The sequence below is a fragment of the Leclercia sp. 119287 genome (genome assembly GCF_009734485.1).
In the GTDB taxonomy this organism is placed as follows: domain Bacteria; phylum Pseudomonadota; class Gammaproteobacteria; order Enterobacterales; family Enterobacteriaceae; genus Enterobacter; species Enterobacter adecarboxylatus_C.
In genome coordinates this window covers 2103657-2123336 of the sequence record NZ_CP046445.1, presented here as the reverse complement: position 1 = coordinate 2123336, position 19680 = coordinate 2103657, and the positions used below count along the sequence as shown (strand labels likewise).

Sequence of the window (19680 nt, the reverse complement as noted above, 5' to 3'; positions counted from 1 at the left end):
GGTCATTTACCCTGAAGGTTTGCCGCCGGGAAGCCGCCAAACGGCAGCGGGTTACCGGCCCCGAACCGCGCTTCGCAGTCCGGCATCAGGCCGCCGCACATATCCAGCGCCGGGTTATCGGTGGGAGTGCCATCCTTGAGAAAATAGCGGTTCCCGTTGTAGTCGCATCCGGTGCCGGTGCGATACCAGCCGCGCGTGCACCAGGTGCAGACTGGCGTGATCTGGCGGGTGGGCAGCTGCAGGTTCTGGATGTCAAAGGGTGAGCACAGTTCAAAGTCGACCTGCACCCGCGTTTCAGCGGTTTTGGCGTTGACGTAAAAAAGCTGCACACGCTCGTCCGCCGGGCTGGCGTTCGGGTTGCCAGCTGTCCAGTTGGCCGCGTCCAGGTATTTCGCCAGCGTGGTGTGGATCTTCACCTTCGCCCTCGCCAGGTCGTCATACTCCAGGCAAAGCGCCGTCACGTAGTTGCCGACGTTCGACACGGAAAGCGTGGGTGTGGGCTGCGCCCCGGTGCTGGACAGCTCCAGGCCTTTCAGCTCGTAAGGGTAAGGGTCGTACTGCTGACCCTGCCAGATAATGGCAGGGAGGTTGTCAGCCGCGAATGCAGCCCAGCCTGCAGTAGAAATATTGTGGGCATGGAAGCGCAAAATGGTATCCATGCCAAATTCGGTGCCGTCTATTTCAATCAGTTGGACTAGCTGGCCCGGTTCCAGCTGCTGTATATCCTGCGTGAAACTCATATTCACCCCATAAAAAAACCGCCCGGAGGCGGTAAGTCATTCTGGATTTGAAAATAATCAGGGAGCAAAGGACTGCTCGAACGTGAACGCTACTGTCGCTTTTTTTCCAGAGGGGAACGAAACACTGAAGGAATCAGCCTTCATCCGGTAGAGCTTCTTCTCCCCCCAGGGGTTCGTCCACCAGAACGATTTTGTGATGTGCGACACAAGGAACGCACGCAGCACTGCGGCTTCGCTTCGTGTTCCCGTCCAGTCAAGATCCCAGACTTCGGACTTGTCATTGATCCCCATCCCGGCGATCTGTTTATACCCGTCGCCAAACTGGGACTGAAGCGTACGGGTGCTTTCCGTTCCCCGGACTGTTTTACGGGTGCGCCAGCTGAATGTGTCTGTCACTGCTACCTCCTTGGGTAAAGTACACCACCCGGCCCCATCTCCTTTTTAAGCCGGTCAGTGATGGTCTGCTGAACAATGCCCTGAAGCTGCCGCGCCGTTCCGATGGTGTCCGCCTGGCTGGACTCGCCACCACCCTGCTGACTGACACTGACCGGTGCATAAACGCTGATCCCCCGCGTGGCCGCAGCGGGCATATTGCCGCCACCCACCAGTCCGCCGGACGCGTAACCGCGCATCATGCTGTACAGATTCCCCACCCCGATCCGGCTGGTCGCCTCTTTGGTAAAAACGAACTCCCCGCGATGAACGACCCCGGCAGGTTCATATTTACCGCCCGATCCGGTATAGCCGCCTCCGGCAAATCCGATAGCCGAACTGACAGCGCCCACGATCCCTACTCCCGTTGCCCAGCCAGATATGACAGGAGCCGCAATCGTCAGGGCCAAGACGATCAACCCAGAATGCCCGCCCGTTAATCATCAGGGTGTCCATGCGTTCCAGCTGCTGAACAGTGGTTGATTTCACAAATAAAGACGGGCTGGTTCCTTCAATCCGGACCCCTGCCCCGGCATAACCAATATTCTCAGGATCATCGAAGACACCCTGAATCGTTACGCCCGACAATGCACCGGACGTCACCGTTACATCAGCGCCCATGACGTCGCGAATCGTGTCATCCGCCCGTGACATAGCTGCATCAAAGAGATTTTCGAGATCAGCCACTTTGCCCCCTGTCAGATGTCGCGGACCAGTCCATGAGAAATCAGATAGCCTGCCTCCTTCCCGGTAACGCGGATCGTGACACCAGGCTCCACAATTGATACAGGCTCATTTCGTGCGGCGTGCAACGCGTCAATATGCAGGGTGACCAGCGTTTCAACCGCCACCAGCTCACCATCACCGGATAAGATTGCGTCAGTGGTATCAGCTGTTACCGGGGGAACATTTTCGCCCGCACCAGCCACAATACCGGCTTCGCCCTGCCCGTTGCTTTCGCCTGTAGCAACTTCCCCCCCCTCATCCAGTTCTTCTTCGAGCTCTGCAATACGCATCGACAGTTCCTGGATAGTGCCGCTGGTATTCACGTCGCGGCCAAGCATTTTGCCCAGCTCTTTCAGCCGGGCGATGAGTGTTTCTTTTTCAGTCATGGAAGCTACTCCGAAGAATTGGCCCCGAAGGGCCACCGGGTGGAAGTTACGCGAGTTTGACGGATACAAACTCGTCCGCATCGGCCAGCAGCATCAGCGGCGCAGACTGGATCATGGTGAATTCACGGGCCGGGTCACCGGTCTGCACCCAGTTTTTCGGATAGCGTGCGGACGCATTAATGCCATCGCGTTGCGCGTCCACATCCTGGATGCAGCCATAGGTCCGCAGACCGCGCGCCTGTGTGTTGCCCAGTACCATGGTGTTATCCGGCAGGTAATTCTTCTGCACACCCCCTTCAACGTACTGTCCGGCATACACGACGATTGCCACATCGCCGTACATACCCTTGTAGGAAACCGCCTGACCGAGATCCTTGAGTGCGGTTTCCAGCTCAGAGTTAGAGCCGCGGCGGGTAATGCCCGGGCGTAATCCGCCAGGGTTTTGTTATTTTTACGCCCGCTGTCTTCCTCCAGCAGACTTGCCAGAAGAGAATCGAGATTAAGCTGCCATCGCGAGATGCTGATCCGCAGGGCCGCAAGTGCGTAGACAAAACAGTCGAGCGCCTCATTTCGTCGCTTTTTGCTGTCCCAGACGATCTTTTTCTTACCATCTGCCCACTTTTCGACCTGCTCCTCAGCTGTCAGCTGCTGAGCTTCGGCTAAATCATAAATTTCAGGGTTATTCGGGAAATGAACTGCCCCGGCGACAGGTTCATCGGCCTCTGGCACGAGGGTGAAACGGTTATAGATTTGCTCTTTAGCCGTGTCGGTTCCCACTTCCGTGAGATAAACACCGTTTTTGTTGCGCTTGCGCGGCATGCTGGCAACGGGTTTACCGTAGACAGATGCCCCTTTAATGGGTATCAGGCGGAACAGGCCATGCTTTTTCGAGCGGTTGTAAACGATGGTCGGGTCGATACCGCCGATATCCCAGCAGATGCGTGAAACCGACATTTCCACGCCATTCTGCCGGGTATATGTCCGATTGATGGCCTCATCCACTCTGAGCAAAGTAGCTTCATCGTCATGACGGCCCATGATGATCTGCCTGTCGATGAGCCAGCTTTCTTCGCCCGGCCCCCATCCCCAGACCCGCATTTCATAACGGTCAAGCTGTGAATCGATACCGGCTGTCAGGTAGGCCACCCGCTCCGGTACCGCGGCGCCAAAGTGCTCCTTACGTTCGGCCATTACGTCAGCATCGGGACGGTCGCCAATTTTCGGCTCCCATGTCTCGCCAAGCGTGGTATTCACGAAAGTTTTACGCTTGCCGGTATCCCCTTTGGTCTTGATCCAGTCTTTGACGATTTGCACCCACGTCGTAAAGGGGCTGTAGGCGGTCCAGATATGAAAGGTGACACTGTCAGGTGGGTCAATTTCGGTACCGGATGATGAAAACCAGCACAGACCGTCCCGCGTCCAGATCCCCGTCTCTTCGCAAATGTACCGGGCCTGCGCAAAATCGAGATCCTGCTGCTTAATCACACAGGCGTTATGCTCGCAAAGATAGAACACGCTGGCAGGCTCACCCGGCGTCCACTTGAAGCCGAACGGTGTTTCTTTATCGCCGAATTTCAGGTACTGCTCTTCCCCGCAATGCGGGCAGGGAACGTGGAACCGCAAAAAGTGCTGCGACTCTTTCGCGGCACGCTCAATCTGGCAGGTGCCCCTGATTTTTGGCGTGGATCCGCGGATGGACTTGGGCCAGACCGAACCTTCAATTCGTTTATCACCCAGAAAGGTTGGAGAGCCTTCTTTCTCGATGTCCTCATCGAAGGCGGCCAGCTCGTCATAGCCCGCCACATCGACGGATTTCTCGCGATAGTTTTTTGCGGCCTTCCCCCCCAGACACCAGAATCCACGCCCGTTTGAAAAACGCTTCATACTGAGGGTATTGTCCCGGTGTTTTTTGCCATACCAGGGAGCCAACGCCAGCAAGGTGGGAATATCACGGATTGTCGGCTCGACATGCGACTTCATAAAGTTTTCAGCATCGCCGTCAGTCGGCAACCAAATAAGGGAGTTCCGCTGCTTATGCTGGATGAAATACGCATAAACCCCGAGCAGCATCTTTGAATAGCCTACACGGGCAGATTTCACGACATTCACTTCACGAACATAGTCGTTGCCCATGGCATTCATGATTGCACGCTGAAATGGCAGCGTCTCCCAGCGCCCCTCTTGGTATGCAGACTCTTTGGGAAGATAGTAGTTATCGTCTGCCCACTCAACAGCTGTCTGCGGCTCCGGACGGTACAATGAACGGAGCCCAGCGTTCGCAGAGTGCTGCAGCCCCTTAACCTGACTGTTCGATATATTCACTCAGCAACCCCGGTATCATTTCATCCAGCGCAGCTGCTTTGTTCATGGCCTTAATGACGTCCTTCTTAAGGAAATCAATATGTCGGTTTTCCAGCTCCGGGAAGCGCCGCTGAACCGACAGAGGTACTCCATCGAGAATACTGGCAATTTCTCCGGCTATCCGCGACAGCACGAACGTGCAGAATGCGGTCTCCACCACCTCAGCGGACTCTTTTGCATTTTTAAGTTCCTGAGCGTCAGCCTGGGCTCGGGTGAGACGGTGCCGCTCATATTCAATCGTGCCTGGCTGAAGGTCTGACTCTGAAGCAATCCGCAGGTCTTCAACCTCCTTCCGTAATTTTTCATTTTCTATCGCAGCGTCCCGCGCTGAATACCATTCGATAACGGCGGCGGATTCATACAGCACTTCATTCCCCTTCCCGCCTCCACGCGCTACCGGCATCCCCTGATCCTGCCAGTTCTGAATCGTGCGTACGCTGACGCCGAAAATCTCGGATAAGAGTTTTTTGTTAACCTCCATTGCTCACTCCTGGCATAAAACAGAGAAAGGAAATGATAAATGCCAAATCACCATTTCTTAGGCTTCATCATTTCCTTTCTTTTGAAGGGGTGTTCTCAGTAAAAACAGCAAGATAGCCAGAAGAAGAACGGAAACGGCAAATACCCGAAAATTTTCATAAATAGCGAGAATCTGCGCGGACGCCGCCCCGTAGCAGGTCGATATGCTGGAAAGGACCCGTCAAATGATAATGAATGTCATTTGCATTGAAATGCGCCGCATCGACACTCCATTTTGCCATCTGGACGTCTAAACACCCAATCGACTTCTAGCTAGTTTTAATCAGTCAGATTGTTGCAAAATAACGAAGTGCTGACGGTCTCCGTTCTGCCAGACATACTATGCACGTAAAAAAGCCCCGCTTTTGCGAGGCTAAATTCGACCAACCGCCAGATGCTTATTCATCTTTCTTGATCACAACTTCCTGCGGTCTCATCTGCTGGATAGCACGGCAGATGCAGTATGGGATGACAGCCCACGCAACGCCCATCGCTGCACCAGCTGCTTGCTGAGGTGCGCTGACAGCGCCAAACACAGCAACAATACCCTCAATAAAACCAACTACCCCACATAAGATACAAATTGCCCAAAGGAATTTCATTACCTTAACTCCATTTAAAAAAGAGTTATTAGGATAAATCTGCAATCCATTTAGTAAAGCATTAATGTATGTGCACTATGCATGTTTAGACTTACACAGCTTTTATCCCCTGTGAGGGATATTCAATATTTAACCCCTGCAGGGGTTAAACCGCTGCGATGGCCTTCTTTGATGTTGTAGTGTTATGGTGTTCATTCATTTTCATCGACCAGCTAGCCTGAACCCATCTTATAAAGGAGATTGACATATCTGATGCAGAAAGAATTAAAAAATTAGAGGATACGGTTTCCCGGCTTAAAGTTGAGACTTGGGTCCTAAAAGAGTTAATGATGCAGCAAGTGCGCCTGAACAATATCACATACAAAGGTAAGTATGACGAGGTGATAATCAGTATTGCTAAAGAGTATGAATCTCGCGGCTTGGATAATGAAGAAAACCGAGAGGTGCACGACACCCTTAGACAGTATTTGAAAGCTGAAAACGATAGTGAATAAATTTCTTATTCAATCAATGCCGCTTAAAAGCGGCATTTTCATATCATCAGGGAAGAGGATCTATTTTAGACGCTGCTCTCACAAATACCTATGCAGGCCGGTTGGTTGCTTTGTTACAATTTCAGACCTGCTCCTGCGGCCTGAATGACCGCTAGTACGATTTTTTGATCCATACTTGTAACTAACGCATTTTTCTTTTTGTTTCATCAAACAGAGGAGGAATGTATGCAGTTAGTAAGTGAGAAAGGTGTCGTGTCTTCCCGGGATTTAGATTTTCTTGCCTCAAGCTTTGCCCGGATGCACTTGCAAGGCCGACATCTCTGCACGGATGCATTAACCGGTAACATGGATGAAGATTGCCGGCTGTGGTTCCTTCAACGTTTTGACTTTTACGTTGAACAGCTAAAAGATAAGGAACTGCAGTAGTAAGCACAGGCCGGGTGGTAACAGCTGCCCGGCATTCACTTCAAAGTAACGCGTTATACCAGGCCTGCCAGCGATACGTATTGAGCCGCAGCTGGCGCAGGCATTGGGCGGTTTCCACATCAGCCTGCAGATCTTCATCGCTGTTGGCGCCAGCATCACTTCCCTTGCACGGGTCCTGCATCAAATCCGCTGATGGAGTTGGCAGCGTCGATAGCCTGTTGCCGCAACCGGACAGACTCATCATCAAAATCACAAACGGTACGATTCGGATCCTGGACATATTTTACCACGTCGCGGGTTATGGTTCGGTAGATGATCCGGCCTTCGTCGCTGGCCTTAGCGGCCTTCTGCTCAATGGGCTGAATCGCCTTCTCTGCCTTGGCTCGCTTATCGGCGGCCAGGGCAGTGATGTGGTCAGCGTGGGCATACCAGCCATTCCTATACCGTAGCTCGCCATAGCCAATAGCAAACAGCATGACCACGAGAGCAATCAGCAGAATCGCTCGAAGGCTAAAGGTCATGTTTGCTCTCCGCCAGGCACATCGATCGCTCCATCTCTCGCCGGTTCTGAAGGCCTTTCCACTTCATGCCACCAGCATAAACCCAACGCCGCATCTCTTCGCACGCTCCGTCGTGATCACCCTTGTTAAGCTTGCGCAACAGCGTGGACTTAGAGAATGCGTCAGAGCCAACGTTAAAAACAAAGCTGTAGAGCGCGGCGCGCTGATACTCGCCCAGCGGCACCTTAACCAGACTGTCTACCGTTCGCTTTGCTGGCTGGAGGTCTTTCCACAGCAACTGGTCACATTCGCGATCGGTATACTTCTTCCCTCTCACGATATCCCGGCCCGTATGGCCGTCGCAGACAGTCCACACCCCGGCGACGTCTTTATAGGCTTCATACTTTCGCCCTTCGACGCCATCCTTCCCACCGAGGAACAGCGAGGCAATCAGCATTGCACCACCACCAGCAGCGGCGATGAGTTTGTTACGCAGGCTACTGGTCATTGGCATTTATTCATCTCCGACTTTGACTGCTGGGCCATACTTCTCAAGCGCCTTTACCTGGGCATTGGCGACCTTGCGTTTGAAATACCAGTTGATAAGCCCTGTAACGATGATCCCGGCAATACCAGCCAGTACGCCGATGGCGCTCCATTCGTCAGGGCTCAGTTTTGTGAGGACGCCGTTCAGGATGGTTCCTCCTGAGGTGCCGAGGGCGACTCCGGTGACAAGTTTGCTCATACGGGACATTTCTCTCACCTCGCTGGGATGCGGGTGCTGTGTGGGTAGGGCTCAGGCTCTCCGGATGAATTAACGACGAGACCTTTGATAGGCGTTCCGGGAGCCTGAGATAAAAAAAGGCCCGCATTTTCAGCGGGCCTAACTGAGTTTAAATCTAAGTAGGTAGGCATGTTCCCCAGCCACCATCCGTATTGCAACTATGTCGAGCAGCATTACTGACCGGTCAGGAGCTCCGGTTAATGGTTATGGCTTGGTTACGATTAAATAATAGCACCACTAACGAAGCGCATATAAAAAAAAGCCTGCTTTAGCAAGCAGGCAACATTTACCCAGGTATTGATACTAAGACAGGTGCCGGGTGCCTCCCGGTGACTCGTACCAGTTATACGAGCCGCAAGCATATTTACACTTTCATCAACTGGATTGCCCCGCCGCACAGGGGGATTCACCTGACTCTTAACAATAGCAAAAGTTTGTCAGAATTCTAAAGTGTCGATGCTCAAACAGAAAACTGGAAGCAAGTTCCATTAAGCCATCGAGCGGCACGCTTCTGCGCAACGAAGGCAAGCTTCAGAGCATTTCTGACAATGTTCTGCTTCGTGCTTCCCACATTCTTCACCGCATTTCTGACAGACTTCTGCGCAGACCCGGCATAGCGATTTGGCAAATTCACTATCAAAGGTCATAAATTGCGCTGCGAGCCGACAAATATTCGCGCACTGCATATCGAGTCTTATGCACTCACGCATCATATCCACTTGTTCTTCTTTCAGACATGAAGCAGCACAATAATCACAGGCAGCCGCGCATTTGTAGCAGGCCTCGATGCATTCAGCATGGTTAATTGGCATATTTCGCTCCTTTCAGTCGTAAGCAGAAAACTAAGTCTGGTTACAGGAGTGCGATGATGCCAGTTAATAGGAGCGTTATTCCAAATTCGCCTAAATTGTAATTACAGGGAACGCATTCGAATAACGACTACCTTCATCAAATTCCGAAACGACTAACGATCTCATGATGGTGTAAGAGGACCTTCCAGAACTTCTGCTTCACCATTATCACAAATGGGATCCCCCTGCGTCAGGTGCCAGATACCGGTTACGGTCTTACCCGTTTCAAGGTCTTCCGTTTCTCCATGGGTATAGTAGGCAACCTGAACTCTGCCATTGTGCTGTATCCAGTAAAAACCCTCTATCATGCCTTTCCCTCCCTCACTGAGAGGAGAGTGTAGCCATTGTGGTTACGGGCTGGTGTGAGAAATACTTAATTAAGAATGAAGCGATGCAATGGTCCGCCATCGAGGACTCGACCCCCGAACCACAGAGGTAGAAGCTCCGTGCTCTTTCCAGTTGAGCTAATGGCGGATAAAAAAGACCAGCAATGAAGCTGGTCAGGGTCATGCAGTTGTCTCTGCAAAGTGGGCGCTTCCCCACTCCAGTGTTGTAATCGTATCGAGAGCATTATCGAATGCCACTTCAACTATAGCATTGCTAATAAAGTCGGCGCTCTGTTAAAGGCCGCTAAAAGGCAGCCTTAGAAATAAATGATATTGAAGATGTGATGCCGGGTGCCTCCCGGTGACTCTGCGCCAGACCACAGAACCGCGTTCTACTCACCTGCCAGTCTAGTCGCCCCGCCGCATAGGGGGATTCATCACAGGCACAGCCTAGTCTTCTTTCTGCCATAAAGCTATTTATATCTGTATATTTATTCAGTATGAACAAAAAGACCAACTGAATCGCCACGGGTTTAACAGACACCTCAGAGTCATTTAAGATGGCTTAAAGAGAGGTGCCCATGAGCGGTAAGCGTTATCCCGAAGAGTTTAAAATTGAAGCAGTCAAACAGGTTGTTGATCGCGGTTATTCTGTTGCCAGCGTTGCAACACGTCTCGATATCACCACCCACAGCCTTTACGCCTGGATAAAGAAGTACGGTCCGGATTCTTCCGCTAATAAAGAACAGTCAGATGCTCAGGCCGAGATCCGCCGTCTCCAGAAAGAGCTGAAGCGGGTTACCGACGAACGGGACATATTAAAAAAAGCCGCGGCGTACTTCGCAAAGCTGTCCGACTGAGGTACGCCTTTATCCGTGACAACACCTGTTGCTGGCCTGTTCGCCTGCTCTGTCGGGTGCTGGATGTTCATCCCAGTGGTTTTTACGCCTGGCTTCAGCAGCCGCATTCACAACGCCATCAGGCAGACCTGAGACTGACAGGACAGATTAAACAGTTCTGGCTGGAATCGGGATGCGTCTATGGTTATCGCAAAATCCATCTGGATCTGCGGGACAGCGGGCAACAGTGCGGAGTGAACAGAGTCTGGCGACTGATGAAACGTGTCGGGATAAAGGCTCAGGTCGGATACCGGAGCCCGCGGGCACGTAAAGGCGAGGCCAGTATCGTGTCGCCCAACAGGCTCCAGCGACAGTTCAATCCGGATGCTCCGGATAAGCGTTGGGTAACGGACATAACCTACATCAGGACCCACGAAGGCTGGCTGTATCTTGCCGTGGTTGTTGATCTGTTCTCACGCAAAATTATCGGCTGGTCCATGCAATCCCGGATGACAAAGGACATTGTCCTGAACGCACTGCTGATGGCTGTATGGCGCCGTAATCCCCAAAAACAGGTGCTGGTTCATTCGGATCAGGGCAGTCAGTACACAAGCCATGAGTGGCAGTCGTTCCTGAAATCACACGGCCTGGAGGGCAGCATGAGCCGTCGCGGTAACTGCCATGATAATGCGGTTGCAGAAAGCTTTTTCCAGTTGTTGAAACGCGAACGGATAAAGAAAAAGATCTACGGAACGCGGGAAGAAGCCCGCAGCGATATTTTTGATTACATCGAAATGTTTTATAACAGTAAGCGTCGGCATGGTTCCAGCGATCAGATGTCACCGACAGAATATGAAAACCAGTATTATCAACGGCTAGGAAGTGTCTAGATTATCCGTGGCGATTCAAACCGATCGCAACCCTAACTACAAACCCGACTTTGATGGACTCGATACTGAGATTGCGTTGGCAACGCTGTCAGCGGATTTCAATATTTACGACATCCCAAGTGATGCCTTCCGCCAGGCAAAGACTATCGTCGCAGCGAACGAAAGCCCGTTTAAAGAATGGTCTGAAGCTTTGCGCGTAACGCCTGGCATTCTGGACTATTCACGCGCAGCCATCTTCGCGCTTATCCGAAGTGCTCACCCTGAGTACTACAGACAGCCTGGGCGCCTTGCCGGATACATCCACGCAAACCTGACCGAAACAGATCACGAGAACCCTACAGCTGAAATGCTGGAGGCAGCACGCCACACACCTGAAGTGAGCTGGGAAAATGAAGTTAACGAGCAGATCGAAGCGGAAAAAGCAGAGTTAGCCAGCCAGCCTCAGGTCGCGAACCTCGGCGGCGGAGTATTCACCATTGATGGCCTGATGAACGAAAAACAACCACAAAATGATGACCGTTCATCGGTTAATGAGGAGACCACCAGCGATGTGCAGATGGAAGAGACTAACCCGGCGGAAGGAGAAAATGTTGGCGCGGTTCCACCAGGCGAAAGCGCTGATGCAACTGCTGCGCAAACAGATGCCGTAGCGGGAAACATCTGCACTGGCTGTGGTACCGAAGGTGGCGGCGGTTGCCCTGACTGTGGCGCCGCGTCTGGCAATGCAACCTATACGGTAATGGAAGCGGGTCTGAAAGAGGAGCTGGAGGGGCTGGGGGCTGATACCTCAGACCCGGGAACCATGTTCACGCACCTGATGGTGGATCTCGAAACCATGGGCAAAAAACCGGGCGCGCCGATCGTTTCAGTGGGGGGAGTATTCTTTGACCCGGCCAGCGGGAAAACCGGTGCTGAATACTATCAGGTGATTAACCTTGAATCGTCGATGTCATTCGGGGCCCGGCCAGACGCCAGCACCATCCTCTGGTGGCTGAAGCAATCGCCGGAAGCCAGATCTGCAATCGTGGTGGATGACACGGTCGGTCTGGTGGAAGCGCTGGAGCAGTTTCTCGATTTCATTGCTGAAAACGCGTCTAACGGCTCGAAGACTGTTCAGCTGTGGGGAAATGGTAGTTCGTTTGATTGTTCTCTTCTGGAGGCGGCATTCGAGCTGGCCGACACGCCATTCCCAATCCCGCACTGGAACTACCGGGATGTGCGTACCGTCGTCGAACTGGGCAAAGCTGTTGGGCTGAACTCTCGCTACGAAATTCCTTTTGAAGGCGATCAACACAATGCCCTGGCCGACGCCCGCCACCAGGTTAAATACGTCTCGGCTATCTGGCAGCGCCTGACCCAAAACTGATTATTCGATTTCACAAACAGCCAGCTGCAGCGGCTAGTGTTGTAGCTGGCGGCATCGGAGTTATCTATGTCGCAAATCATTTTCGGCGAAGAGTGGATGGTTGAAGCGCGACTCAGTGAAAAGACCGGCCTGTCCGAAAGGCAAATTAAAAGTTATCGGCTGAACTTATGGATCGAAGGCGTGCACTTCAAGCACCTCACTGCGCTGGGTGAAACCGATAAATCTACAGGTCTGCTTTGGTACAACTATCCAAGGATTAACCAATTAGTACAGGAAGCGTGATGGAATTTCCCACAGGTGTTGAACTTCATAGCGGCAAAATCAGGATCACTTTCACATATCGCGGCATTCGTTGCCGCGAAGTGTTGCGTGGCTGGTTGGTAACGAGTGGGAATATCAAGAAAGCTGGAAACCTTCGCGCTGTAATTGTCAGCGAGATCCAGCTCGGCCAGTTCGATTACGCCTCTCGGTTTCCGGAATCAAAAGCTCTTAAAAAGTTTTCATCAACAAAAAAGGTGACAACCTTTAAAGAGTTATGTGACGTCTTTAAGGAAGCAAAAGCCCTCGAAATATCGTTAGCTTCAATGCAAACCACCAGCGCCATAATAAACACGCTTCGTCGCATAATTGGAGATAATACACGTCTGGTTGATATTCAGCATTCAGACCTGCTCAATTATCGGAAAGAGTTATTAACTGGTGAGGTATTTAACCCCGTTAAACCAAACTTCAAAAAAAAAGGACGGTCACCATCAACTGTAAATACTCGCATGAGTTTATTATCTGAAATGTTGAAGCTGGCAAACCGCAGTCAATTTATTAAACACGCGCCATATGAAGGTGTTGCTCTACTGAAGGTTTCTAAGAAAGACCCGGATCCTTTACTGCTGCATGAATACCAATCTTTCATAGAAGCCTTACCTGTTAAACATGCTCTAATATGGCGTCTGGCCTTCCACACTGGAATGCGCCACGGCGAACTGTGCGCCCTCGCCTGGGAAGATATTGACCTCTCTAAAGGTGAGATCCACGTTAGCCGAAACGTTACCAACAAGGGGGTTTTCGTTCCACCCAAGACCGACGCTGGTATCAGAACCATTGCCCTATTGCAGCCAGCTGCTGATGCGCTGAAAGAGCTTTTCAAGTTATCCGGGCATCTGGAAAAAAGAGAGATCGTTTTCCATCATAGAGAACTTGGAAAAACCGAACGCCAAAATCTACGGTTTGTTTTCGTACCGGGACCCCAGTCAAAAACCAAGGCGGGGTATTTATCCAAGAATGCACTCTCTTTGAGCTGGAATCGTGGCATGAAAAAAGCGAACGTTCGCCACCGGGTTCCGTACCAGTCACGGCATACCTTTGCATGTTGGACACTGGCCGCAGGAGCTAACCCTTCCTTTATCGCAAGCCAGTTAGGACACGAGGATGCGCGGATGGTTTACGAAGTGTATTCAAAATGGATCGGAGAAATGAATGCAAACCAGGTGGGAATGTTGAACAGCAATATGCCAACAGCAACGCCCCCAGAGCGCCCCCAAAGTAAAGGCAGATTGCGAAAAGTTGTTTGATTATATGCGGTTGATAACAACACATATAATTAATGCCTATTTTTGGGATAGGAAGTGTGCCGATGCGGCTGATCTTACCTGTAAGCGTATTCTGAAAGAGCCCCAGGGTGGGCTATAGCCAGGCTGCGGGTACGCTATCCTTGATGTAAAGGGGCCAGCATCAGGAGGGGATATGCTTACTGCACTGTTGATAACCGCCATCCTTGCCGTGGTCATTACCGGCCTGGTCATTCTGTCCGCCATGCAGGATCTTAGAGACGATTATTGAAGGTAAACAATGGGCCGCAGATGGGCCGCGCAAAAAAGAAAACCCTTAAGACTACTGGAATAGTCTTAAGGGTTTCTTGCTCCATCCGGCGCTTATCTCCGGCACTCATCATGGCTTAGCTCTTGAAGGAGCATAAGAATAATCTCATGATTCATGCTGTCGGATTTAACATAAATTGCGACCTGTCAGAAATCAATGCTGTTTCAATGAGATGAAAATGTAAAAAGGCCGCTTTCGCGGCCTTCACTTTTATACGACTGCGGTCGTCAACCGCGACGAGCAGCACAACCGCTGCTGTTCATCGAAGATATCAATCTGCCACACCTGGTGTCGCCCGCCGGTATGCAGAGCGCGACAGACGCCGCGCACCCGCCCGCTGCGCACGGAACGTATGTGGTTGGCATTGACCTCCAGACCCACCACCTTCTGCTCCCCTTCGGTGCAGAGATAGCCCGCTACCGAGCCCAGGGTTTCGGCCAGCACCACCGACGCGCCGCCGTGCAGCAGGCCAAACGGCTGATGAGTGCGGCTGTCCACCGGCATGGTCGCTTCCAGTTCATCTTCGCCGATGCGGGTAAACTGAATGTCCAGCAACCCCACCATGTTCCCGTCGCTCATGGCGTTTAACGCCTGCAGGGTGACCGCACGTTTCCAAATCATCCCATAATCTCCAGTAAAGCCTGCAGTGGATGGCGTACGCCGCTGCCCTCGACGCGCTTCACCTGGCTGCGGCAGGAGTAGCCGGTCGCCAGACAGCGATTACGCGGTAAACGCTGCATCGCCTGATGCCAGGAGAGCTCATAGATCCCCAGCGAGTTCTTGTGGTTCACCACCTCATGGCCGTAGGTCCCGGCCATGCCGCAGCAGCCGACGCTGACGCTCTCAAGCTTCGCACCAAAGCGGGCAAAGATCGTAGCCCACTGGGCAGGCGCGCCCGGCAGCGCGGTGACTTCGGTACAGTGGCCGAACAGGTACCAGGATTCGCCGCTGGTCTCCCGGGCGGCTTGCCCGTCGACAATCGCCGGGAGCCACTCATGTACCAGCATCACGTGGAAGTCGCCTCGCTTGTCACCGAGGGTCTGCTTGTACTCATCGCGATAGCAAAGCACCAGCGCCGGATCGACGCCGACCATCGGCATCCCCAGCAGCGCCACCCGGCTAAGGAAGTCAGAGGTCTTTTGCGCCGTTTTGGCGAAACGATTGAGGAAACCTTTAATGTGCTGGGCTTTCCCGTTCGGCGAGAACGGCAGCAGTACCGGCTGATAGCCCAGTCGCTCCACCAGACGAATAAAGTCGGCCACTACCTGCGCGTCGTAATAGCTGGTGAACGGGTCCTGCACCACCAGCACGGTTTTCGCTTTCTGCTCCGGGCTCAGGGCCTCCAGCTGCTCAAGGGTCAGGTTGGCGGAGCGGTGGCCCACCAGCTGGCGCTGCAGCGACGGCGTGGAGAGCAGCGGCAGGTCAATCATGCCGATATGCTTCTCGGACAGTTTACGCACCAGCGGCTGGTTGATAAAGAAGTTGAAGGTGCGCGGCGCGCGGGCCATCAGCGGGGCATAGTTCTCAACCGTCGCCACCAGATGATCGCGCATCGGGCGCAGGTAACGGCTGTGGTAGAGCTGCAGGAAGCGCGAACGGAACTCCGGCACGTCGATCTTAATCGGGCACTGGGTGGAACAGGCTTTACAGGCCAGGCAGCCGGACATCGCCTCTTTCACCTCGTGGGAGAAATCGTACTCCCCTTTGCGCGCGTGCCAGCTGTTACGGGTGCGCTCAACGAGAGTGCGCAGGCTGGCGCGTTTTTCCGGCAGCTCTTTCTCCAGCGCCAGCGGATCCACGCCGCGGTCGGCCAGTAGACGCAGCCACTCGCGCACCAGAGTGGCGCGCCCTTTCGGGGAGTGGATGCGGTTGCTGGTGATCTTCATCGACGGGCACATCGGGCTTTTGGCATCGAAGTTAAAGCACAGGCCGTTGCCGTTACACTCCATCGCGCCGCGCCACGAAGCGCGCACCGCAATCGGGATCTGACGATCGAAAGTGCCGCGTTTCACCGCGTCTACCTGCATCATTGGGGCATCAACGCCCTCAGGCGGACAGATTTTACCTGGGTTGAGCCGGTTGTCTGGGTCGAAGGCCGCTTTGATTTTGCGCAGTTCGCCAAACAGCGCCTCGCCAAAGAAGGCCGGGCTGTACTCCGCGCGGAACCCTTTTCCGTGCTCGCCCCACAGCAGGCCACCGTATTTCGCGGTGAGGGCTACCACGTCATCGGAGATCTGCTTCATCAGCATCTCCTGCTGCGGATCGCACATGTCCAGCGCAGGGCGAACGTGCAGTACCCCGGCATCGACGTGACCGAACATGCCGTAGCTCAGGCCGTGGCTGTCGAGCAGGGCGCGGAATTCGACAATATAGTCGGCGAGGTGTTCCGGCGGGACGCAGGTATCTTCGGCAAAGGGGATCGGCTTGGCCGCCCCTTTGGCGTTACCCAACAGGCCGACCGCTTTTTTACGCATCGCATAGATACGCTCAATACCGGCAAGCTCGTTGCACAGCTGCCAGCCAATTACCCCGCCCTCGCCCCGGGCGATCAGCTCGTCGAGACGCTGGCACAGGGCCGCGACCTGACTTTCGATGAGTTCGGCGTCATCACCGGCAAACTCAACGATGTTCAGGCCCAGCATCTCTTTGTCGGGCACGTCGGCGATCAGCTCGCTGACCGAGTGCCAGACGATATCTTCCCGCGCCAGGTTGAGCACTTTGGAGTCGACGGTTTCCACCGACAATGCGCGGGCATCCACCATAAAGGGAGCATTACGCAGCGCAGAGTCAAATGAGTTGTACTTGACGTTCACCAGCCGGCGCACTTTTGGCAGGGGGGTGATGTCGAGACGCGCCTCGGTGATAAAGGCCAGCGTGCCTTCTGAACCGGTCAGGATGCGGGTCAAATCGAACTGGCTCAGGTCGTCATTGAAGACATGACGCAGATCGTAGCCGGTCAGGAAGCGGTTCAGTTTCGGGAATTTATCGATAATCAGCTGACGGTTATCCCGGCAGCTGTCCAGCACGGTGCGGTAGATGCGCCCGGCGGTGGTGTTGTCCGTCCCGAGCGTCTCGGCCAGTTCGACCGGCACGGGCTGGGTATCAAGAATATCGCCGCCAAGCAGCACCGCCCGCACCCCGAGGACGTGATCGGAGGTTTTGCCGTACACCAGCGAGCCCTGACCCGAGGCGTCGGTGTTGATCATCCCGCCGAGGGTGGCACGGTTACTGGTCGACAGCTCCGGGGCAAAAAAGTAGCCGTAGGGCTTCAGGTACTGGTTAAGCTGATCCTTGATCACCCCGGCTTCAACCCGCACCCACCCCTCTTCCGGGTTGATCTCAATGATGCGGTTCATATAGCGGGACATGTCGACAACGATCCCGGTGTTCAGCGCCTGGCCGTTGGTGCCGGTGCCGCCGCCGCGGGGGGTAAAGATCAGCGAAGCGAAACGCTCCTGGGATGCTACACGGGCCAGCAGGGCAACATCAGCGGTAGAACGGGGAAAAACGACTGCATCGGGAAGTAGCTGGTAGATACTGTTGTCGGTCGCCATGGTCAGCCTGTCGGCATAACGTGTGGCGGTATCGCCGGTAAAACCCTGTTGCTCCAAAGCCTGCAAAAAATTGAGCACCAGCTGAACGACGCCGGGTGCCTGAGAAATTTGTGGGATCATTACTGTCGACCCTGCCCCATCTGAATTGTTGTAGATAATCGTTTGCGTTGTATCTCACATTTTGTATCACATTTTATTCATATGCGCCCGACAGAATTACAGGCAGAATCAGCCTGTTAAAAATCGCTGAAATCACTAATGATTAGAGTGATGCAGTTTCCTGTTCTCACCGGTCTTTCCGGTGTCCTTCAAAGGTAAATTTCAACTATGGTCAATCGACACCAGCCCAGGGACGTTGCACAAGTTTTGCTGTCGGTGCTGTTTCTGGCAATCATGATTATTGCGTGTCTGTGGATTGTTCAACCCTTCATTCTTGGCTTTGCCTGGGCGGGGACGGTAGTCATCGCCACCTGGCCGCTGTTTCTCCGTTTAGAGCGCTTGCTGTTTGGTCGCCGCGCGCTGGCGGTGCTGGTGATGACGCTGCTGCTGGTACTGCTGTTTGTCATCCCCGTTGCCCTACTGGTGAATAGCCTGGTGGACGGCAGCGGCCCGCTCATCACCAGCATCACCAGCGGGGATATGACCTTACCGACGCTGGACTGGCTGAACGATATCCCTCTGATTGGCGATAAGCTCTATGCCGGCTGGCATAACCTGCTGGATATGGGCGGCAGCGCCATCATGGCGAAGGTGCGGCCTTATGTTGGCGCGACCACCACCTGGTTTGTCGGTACCGCCGCGCACCTGGGCCGCTTTGTTGTCCACTGCGTGTTGATGCTGCTGTTCAGCGCCCTGCTCTACTGGCGCGGCGAGCAGGTAGCGCTCGGGGTTCGTCATTTTGCGACCCGTCTGGCGTCCGCCCGCGGCGATGCGGCGATGCTGCTGGCGGCGCAGGCCGTGCGTGCGGTTGCGTTGGGCGTGGTGGTGACGGCGCTGGTGCAGTCGGTGCTGGGCGGAATTGGTCTGGCGATTTCCGGCGTGCCTTATGCCACCCTCTTTACCGTGCTGATGCTGTTAACCTGTCTGATGCAGCTGGGGCCTCTGCTGGTGCTGGTCCCGGCAATTGTCTGGCTCTACTGGAGCGGTGATACCACCTGGGGCACGGTGCTGCTGGTGTGGAGCTGCGTGGTGGGCACGATGGATAACGTTATTCGTCCGATACTGATTCGCATGGGCGCTGACCTGCCGTTAATCCTGATCCTCTCCGGCGTTATCGGCGGGTTGATTGCCTTCGGGATGATCGGTCTGTTTATCGGGCCGGTGCTGCTGGCGGTCTCCTGGCGACTGTTCTCCGCGTGGGTACACGAAGTCCCGCTGCCGCCGACCGACCCCGACGCGCTGCTTGAAGCGCTGAACGAGACGGAAGAGCTGAAGAAGTAAATTCCGGTTCTGGTGGGTTCGCCCACCAGAATGTTAAGCGTCACTTATCATTTCAATTTCCCTTAAGCGCAGCTAAACCCGTTTTTATCCGCAATTGCCTCATTACTCTCATAAAATCTTCACTTTCTTTAAACTATTGAGACGAATCTGATCGACGCAAAAATTCCCCATGCCTACTATTAGGTCACGGTTATGAATCAACAACACCTTGATTTATAAGCATGGAAATCCCCTGAGTGAAACAACGAATTGCTGTGTGTAGTCTTTGCCCATCTCCCACGATGGGCTTTTTTTTCTTTTAAAATCAACGCTTACATACTCTGCCGTAGGCGCTTAGTGTGCAACGTGTGTGCAAAGCGTGTGAAGAACAAAAAATGCAAAAAAATCATCTTATAAAATCAAGGATTTAAAGGTGTGTGCAAGGTGTGGGAAAGGCATTAAAAGCTAGTGGTTTTAGCTGGGTGTTTGATTTACATCACCTATATCAGATTTTTGAACGACTCTCTTTTGTACAGCAGGCGCTGGCTTATAGGAACATCCAGCCAGTAGCCATAAAGCCACCGTGTAAA

Annotated in this window: 21 protein-coding genes, 1 tRNA gene, 1 other RNA gene and 3 pseudogenes; 8 read left to right on the top strand and 18 right to left on the bottom strand. The window is 53.4% G+C overall.

Translation table 11 applies throughout. The features are described 5' to 3' along the window. Positions 1–2: 2 nt before the first annotated feature. From GNG27_RS10300 to GNG27_RS10260, 9 genes and pseudogenes are all read right to left on the bottom strand, one after another. Positions 3–740, bottom strand: a complete 738-nt coding sequence (locus tag GNG27_RS10300; protein ID WP_156263608.1) for a phage minor tail protein L — start codon at positions 738–740, stop codon at positions 3–5. Positions 741–797: 57 nt separating this feature from the next. Beyond that, on the bottom strand, positions 798–1136 hold the full coding sequence (locus tag GNG27_RS10295) for a phage tail protein (RefSeq protein WP_156263607.1): 339 nt from the start codon (positions 1134–1136) through the stop codon (positions 798–800). Between the two features lie 2 nt (positions 1137–1138). Further along, positions 1139–1507, bottom strand: a pseudogene (locus GNG27_RS23685) (phage tail tape measure protein); the annotation flags it as partial. Continuing rightward, positions 1464–1859: a head-tail joining protein gene (locus GNG27_RS10285; protein ID WP_156263606.1), complete on the bottom strand. Its 396-nt coding sequence runs from the start codon at positions 1857–1859 to the stop codon at positions 1464–1466. The gene GNG27_RS10285 and the pseudogene GNG27_RS23685, both read right to left, overlap by 44 nt. Before the next feature lie 11 nt (positions 1860–1870). Further along, positions 1871–2284 (bottom strand): DNA-packaging protein FI, encoded by a 414-nt coding sequence (gene gpFI, locus GNG27_RS10280; protein WP_156263605.1) that lies wholly within the window; start codon positions 2282–2284, stop codon positions 1871–1873. 46 nt (positions 2285–2330) lie between these two features. Beyond that, positions 2331–2699 (bottom strand): annotated as a pseudogene (locus GNG27_RS10275) (major capsid protein); the annotation flags it as partial. Next, positions 2699–4606, bottom strand: a pseudogene (locus tag GNG27_RS10270) (phage terminase large subunit family protein); the annotation flags it as partial. The pseudogenes GNG27_RS10270 and GNG27_RS10275, both read right to left, overlap by 1 nt. Further along, a complete protein-coding gene (locus GNG27_RS10265; RefSeq protein ID WP_156263604.1) occupies positions 4581–5126 on the bottom strand; it encodes a terminase small subunit in 546 nt (181 codons plus the stop codon). The gene GNG27_RS10265 and the pseudogene GNG27_RS10270, both read right to left, overlap by 26 nt. A gap of 436 nt (positions 5127–5562) precedes the next feature. After that, positions 5563–5766: a hypothetical protein gene (locus GNG27_RS10260; RefSeq protein WP_156263603.1), complete on the bottom strand. Its 204-nt coding sequence runs from the start codon at positions 5764–5766 to the stop codon at positions 5563–5565. A gap of 326 nt (positions 5767–6092) precedes the next feature. On the opposite strand from GNG27_RS10260, the gene GNG27_RS10255 reads away from it, so the two are divergent. Both GNG27_RS10255 and GNG27_RS10250 read left to right on the top strand, forming a co-directional pair. After that, positions 6093–6260, top strand: coding sequence for a hypothetical protein (locus GNG27_RS10255; protein ID WP_231600446.1), 168 nt, complete (start codon positions 6093–6095; stop codon positions 6258–6260). A gap of 225 nt (positions 6261–6485) precedes the next feature. Further along, positions 6486–6686, top strand: coding sequence for a glycogen synthesis protein GlgS (locus GNG27_RS10250; RefSeq protein WP_156263601.1), 201 nt, complete (start codon positions 6486–6488; stop codon positions 6684–6686). Positions 6687–6726: 40 nt separating this feature from the next. Here the strand turns inward: GNG27_RS10250 and GNG27_RS23485 are convergent, their stop codons facing one another. The 7 genes from GNG27_RS23485 to GNG27_RS10225 form a co-directional block, all read right to left on the bottom strand. After that, positions 6727–6867: a hypothetical protein gene (locus GNG27_RS23485; RefSeq protein ID WP_197090580.1), complete on the bottom strand. Its 141-nt coding sequence runs from the start codon at positions 6865–6867 to the stop codon at positions 6727–6729. Then, positions 6842–7207, bottom strand: a complete 366-nt coding sequence (locus GNG27_RS10245; RefSeq protein ID WP_156263600.1) for a hypothetical protein — start codon at positions 7205–7207, stop codon at positions 6842–6844. The genes GNG27_RS23485 and GNG27_RS10245 overlap by 26 nt, the downstream gene beginning before the upstream one ends. Beyond that, positions 7197–7694: a lysozyme gene (locus tag GNG27_RS10240; protein ID WP_197090597.1), complete on the bottom strand. Its 498-nt coding sequence runs from the start codon at positions 7692–7694 to the stop codon at positions 7197–7199. The genes GNG27_RS10245 and GNG27_RS10240 overlap by 11 nt, the downstream gene beginning before the upstream one ends. A 6-nt stretch (positions 7695–7700) precedes the next feature. Continuing rightward, positions 7701–7931, bottom strand: coding sequence for a class II holin family protein (locus GNG27_RS10235; RefSeq protein ID WP_164540866.1), 231 nt, complete (start codon positions 7929–7931; stop codon positions 7701–7703). 527 nt (positions 7932–8458) lie between these two features. Continuing rightward, positions 8459–8782 (bottom strand): four-helix bundle copper-binding protein, encoded by a 324-nt coding sequence (locus GNG27_RS10230; protein WP_103179202.1) that lies wholly within the window; start codon positions 8780–8782, stop codon positions 8459–8461. Positions 8783–8943: 161 nt separating this feature from the next. Then, positions 8944–9129 carry a hypothetical protein gene (locus GNG27_RS23680; protein ID WP_103792454.1) on the bottom strand — a complete coding sequence of 62 codons (186 nt, stop codon included), beginning with the start codon at positions 9127–9129 and terminating at the stop codon, positions 8944–8946. Between the two features lie 89 nt (positions 9130–9218). Continuing rightward, positions 9219–9295: transfer RNA gene (locus tag GNG27_RS10225), tRNA-Arg, on the bottom strand. 433 nt (positions 9296–9728) lie between these two features. Here GNG27_RS10225 and GNG27_RS10220 point away from each other — a divergent pair. From GNG27_RS10220 to GNG27_RS10205, 4 genes are all read left to right on the top strand, one after another. Further along, positions 9729–10876 (top strand): IS3 family transposase gene (locus GNG27_RS10220; protein ID WP_089518920.1). Its coding sequence is split into 2 segments (ribosomal slippage): positions 9729–9966 and positions 9966–10876, totalling 1149 coding nucleotides; the frame shifts between segments, so codons are not numbered across the junction. After that, positions 10869–12242 carry an exonuclease gene (locus tag GNG27_RS23675; protein WP_231600445.1) on the top strand — a complete coding sequence of 458 codons (1374 nt, stop codon included), beginning with the start codon at positions 10869–10871 and terminating at the stop codon, positions 12240–12242. The genes GNG27_RS10220 and GNG27_RS23675 overlap by 8 nt, the downstream gene beginning before the upstream one ends. A 66-nt stretch (positions 12243–12308) precedes the next feature. Continuing rightward, a complete protein-coding gene (xisR, locus tag GNG27_RS10210; protein WP_156263598.1) occupies positions 12309–12524 on the top strand; it encodes an excisionase family protein in 216 nt (71 codons plus the stop codon). Beyond that, positions 12524–13810 (top strand): site-specific integrase, encoded by a 1287-nt coding sequence (locus tag GNG27_RS10205; RefSeq protein ID WP_156263597.1) that lies wholly within the window; start codon positions 12524–12526, stop codon positions 13808–13810. The genes xisR and GNG27_RS10205 overlap by 1 nt, the downstream gene beginning before the upstream one ends. A 517-nt stretch (positions 13811–14327) precedes the next feature. Here the strand turns inward: GNG27_RS10205 and menI are convergent. Then, positions 14328–14738 carry a 1,4-dihydroxy-2-naphthoyl-CoA hydrolase gene (gene menI, locus GNG27_RS10200; RefSeq protein ID WP_106993653.1) on the bottom strand — a complete coding sequence of 137 codons (411 nt, stop codon included), beginning with the start codon at positions 14736–14738 and terminating at the stop codon, positions 14328–14330. Further along, positions 14735–17791, bottom strand: a complete 3057-nt coding sequence (locus GNG27_RS10195) for an FAD-binding and (Fe-S)-binding domain-containing protein (protein WP_156263596.1) — start codon at positions 17789–17791, stop codon at positions 14735–14737. Before GNG27_RS10195 ends, menI begins: the two co-directional genes overlap by 4 nt. A 207-nt stretch (positions 17792–17998) precedes the next feature. On the opposite strand from GNG27_RS10195, the gene ydiK reads away from it, so the two are divergent. Together ydiK and rprA are read left to right on the top strand one after the other, a co-directional pair. Then, entirely contained in the window at positions 17999–19111 is a 1113-nt protein-coding gene (gene ydiK, locus GNG27_RS10190; RefSeq protein ID WP_142489195.1) for an AI-2E family transporter YdiK, read from the top strand. Positions 19112–19297: 186 nt separating this feature from the next. Beyond that, an RNA gene (gene rprA, locus GNG27_RS10185) (antisense sRNA RprA) lies at positions 19298–19408 on the top strand. The last annotated feature ends 272 nt before the right edge of the window (positions 19409–19680 follow it).

Bases quoted from the DNA above. Each gene is read 5' to 3' on its own strand.
- GNG27_RS10300 (WP_156263608.1), bottom strand. From the start codon at position 740: ATGAGTTTCACGCAGGATATACAGCAGCTGGAACCGGGCCAGCTAGTC.
- gpFI (WP_156263605.1), bottom strand. From the start codon at position 2,284: ATGACTGAAAAAGAAACACTCATCGCCCGGCTGAAAGAGCTGGGCAAA.
- GNG27_RS10265 (WP_156263604.1), bottom strand. From the start codon at position 5,126: ATGGAGGTTAACAAAAAACTCTTATCCGAGATTTTCGGCGTCAGCGTA.
- GNG27_RS10260 (WP_156263603.1), bottom strand. From the start codon at position 5,766: ATGAAATTCCTTTGGGCAATTTGTATCTTATGTGGGGTAGTTGGTTTT.
- GNG27_RS10255 (WP_231600446.1), top strand. From the start codon at position 6,093: ATGATGCAGCAAGTGCGCCTGAACAATATCACATACAAAGGTAAGTAT.
- GNG27_RS10250 (WP_156263601.1), top strand. From the start codon at position 6,486: ATGCAGTTAGTAAGTGAGAAAGGTGTCGTGTCTTCCCGGGATTTAGAT.
- GNG27_RS23485 (WP_197090580.1), bottom strand. From the start codon at position 6,867: ATGCAGGACCCGTGCAAGGGAAGTGATGCTGGCGCCAACAGCGATGAA.
- GNG27_RS10245 (WP_156263600.1), bottom strand. From the start codon at position 7,207: ATGACCTTTAGCCTTCGAGCGATTCTGCTGATTGCTCTCGTGGTCATG.
- GNG27_RS10240 (WP_197090597.1), bottom strand. From the start codon at position 7,694: ATGACCAGTAGCCTGCGTAACAAACTCATCGCCGCTGCTGGTGGTGGT.
- GNG27_RS10235 (WP_164540866.1), bottom strand. From the start codon at position 7,931: ATGAGCAAACTTGTCACCGGAGTCGCCCTCGGCACCTCAGGAGGAACC.
- GNG27_RS10230 (WP_103179202.1), bottom strand. From the start codon at position 8,782: ATGCCAATTAACCATGCTGAATGCATCGAGGCCTGCTACAAATGCGCG.
- GNG27_RS23680 (WP_103792454.1), bottom strand. From the start codon at position 9,129: ATGATAGAGGGTTTTTACTGGATACAGCACAATGGCAGAGTTCAGGTT.
- xisR (WP_156263598.1), top strand. From the start codon at position 12,309: ATGTCGCAAATCATTTTCGGCGAAGAGTGGATGGTTGAAGCGCGACTC.
- GNG27_RS10205 (WP_156263597.1), top strand. From the start codon at position 12,524: ATGGAATTTCCCACAGGTGTTGAACTTCATAGCGGCAAAATCAGGATC.
- menI (WP_106993653.1), bottom strand. From the start codon at position 14,738: ATGATTTGGAAACGTGCGGTCACCCTGCAGGCGTTAAACGCCATGAGC.
- GNG27_RS10195 (WP_156263596.1), bottom strand. From the start codon at position 17,791: ATGATCCCACAAATTTCTCAGGCACCCGGCGTCGTTCAGCTGGTGCTC.
- ydiK (WP_142489195.1), top strand. From the start codon at position 17,999: ATGGTCAATCGACACCAGCCCAGGGACGTTGCACAAGTTTTGCTGTCG.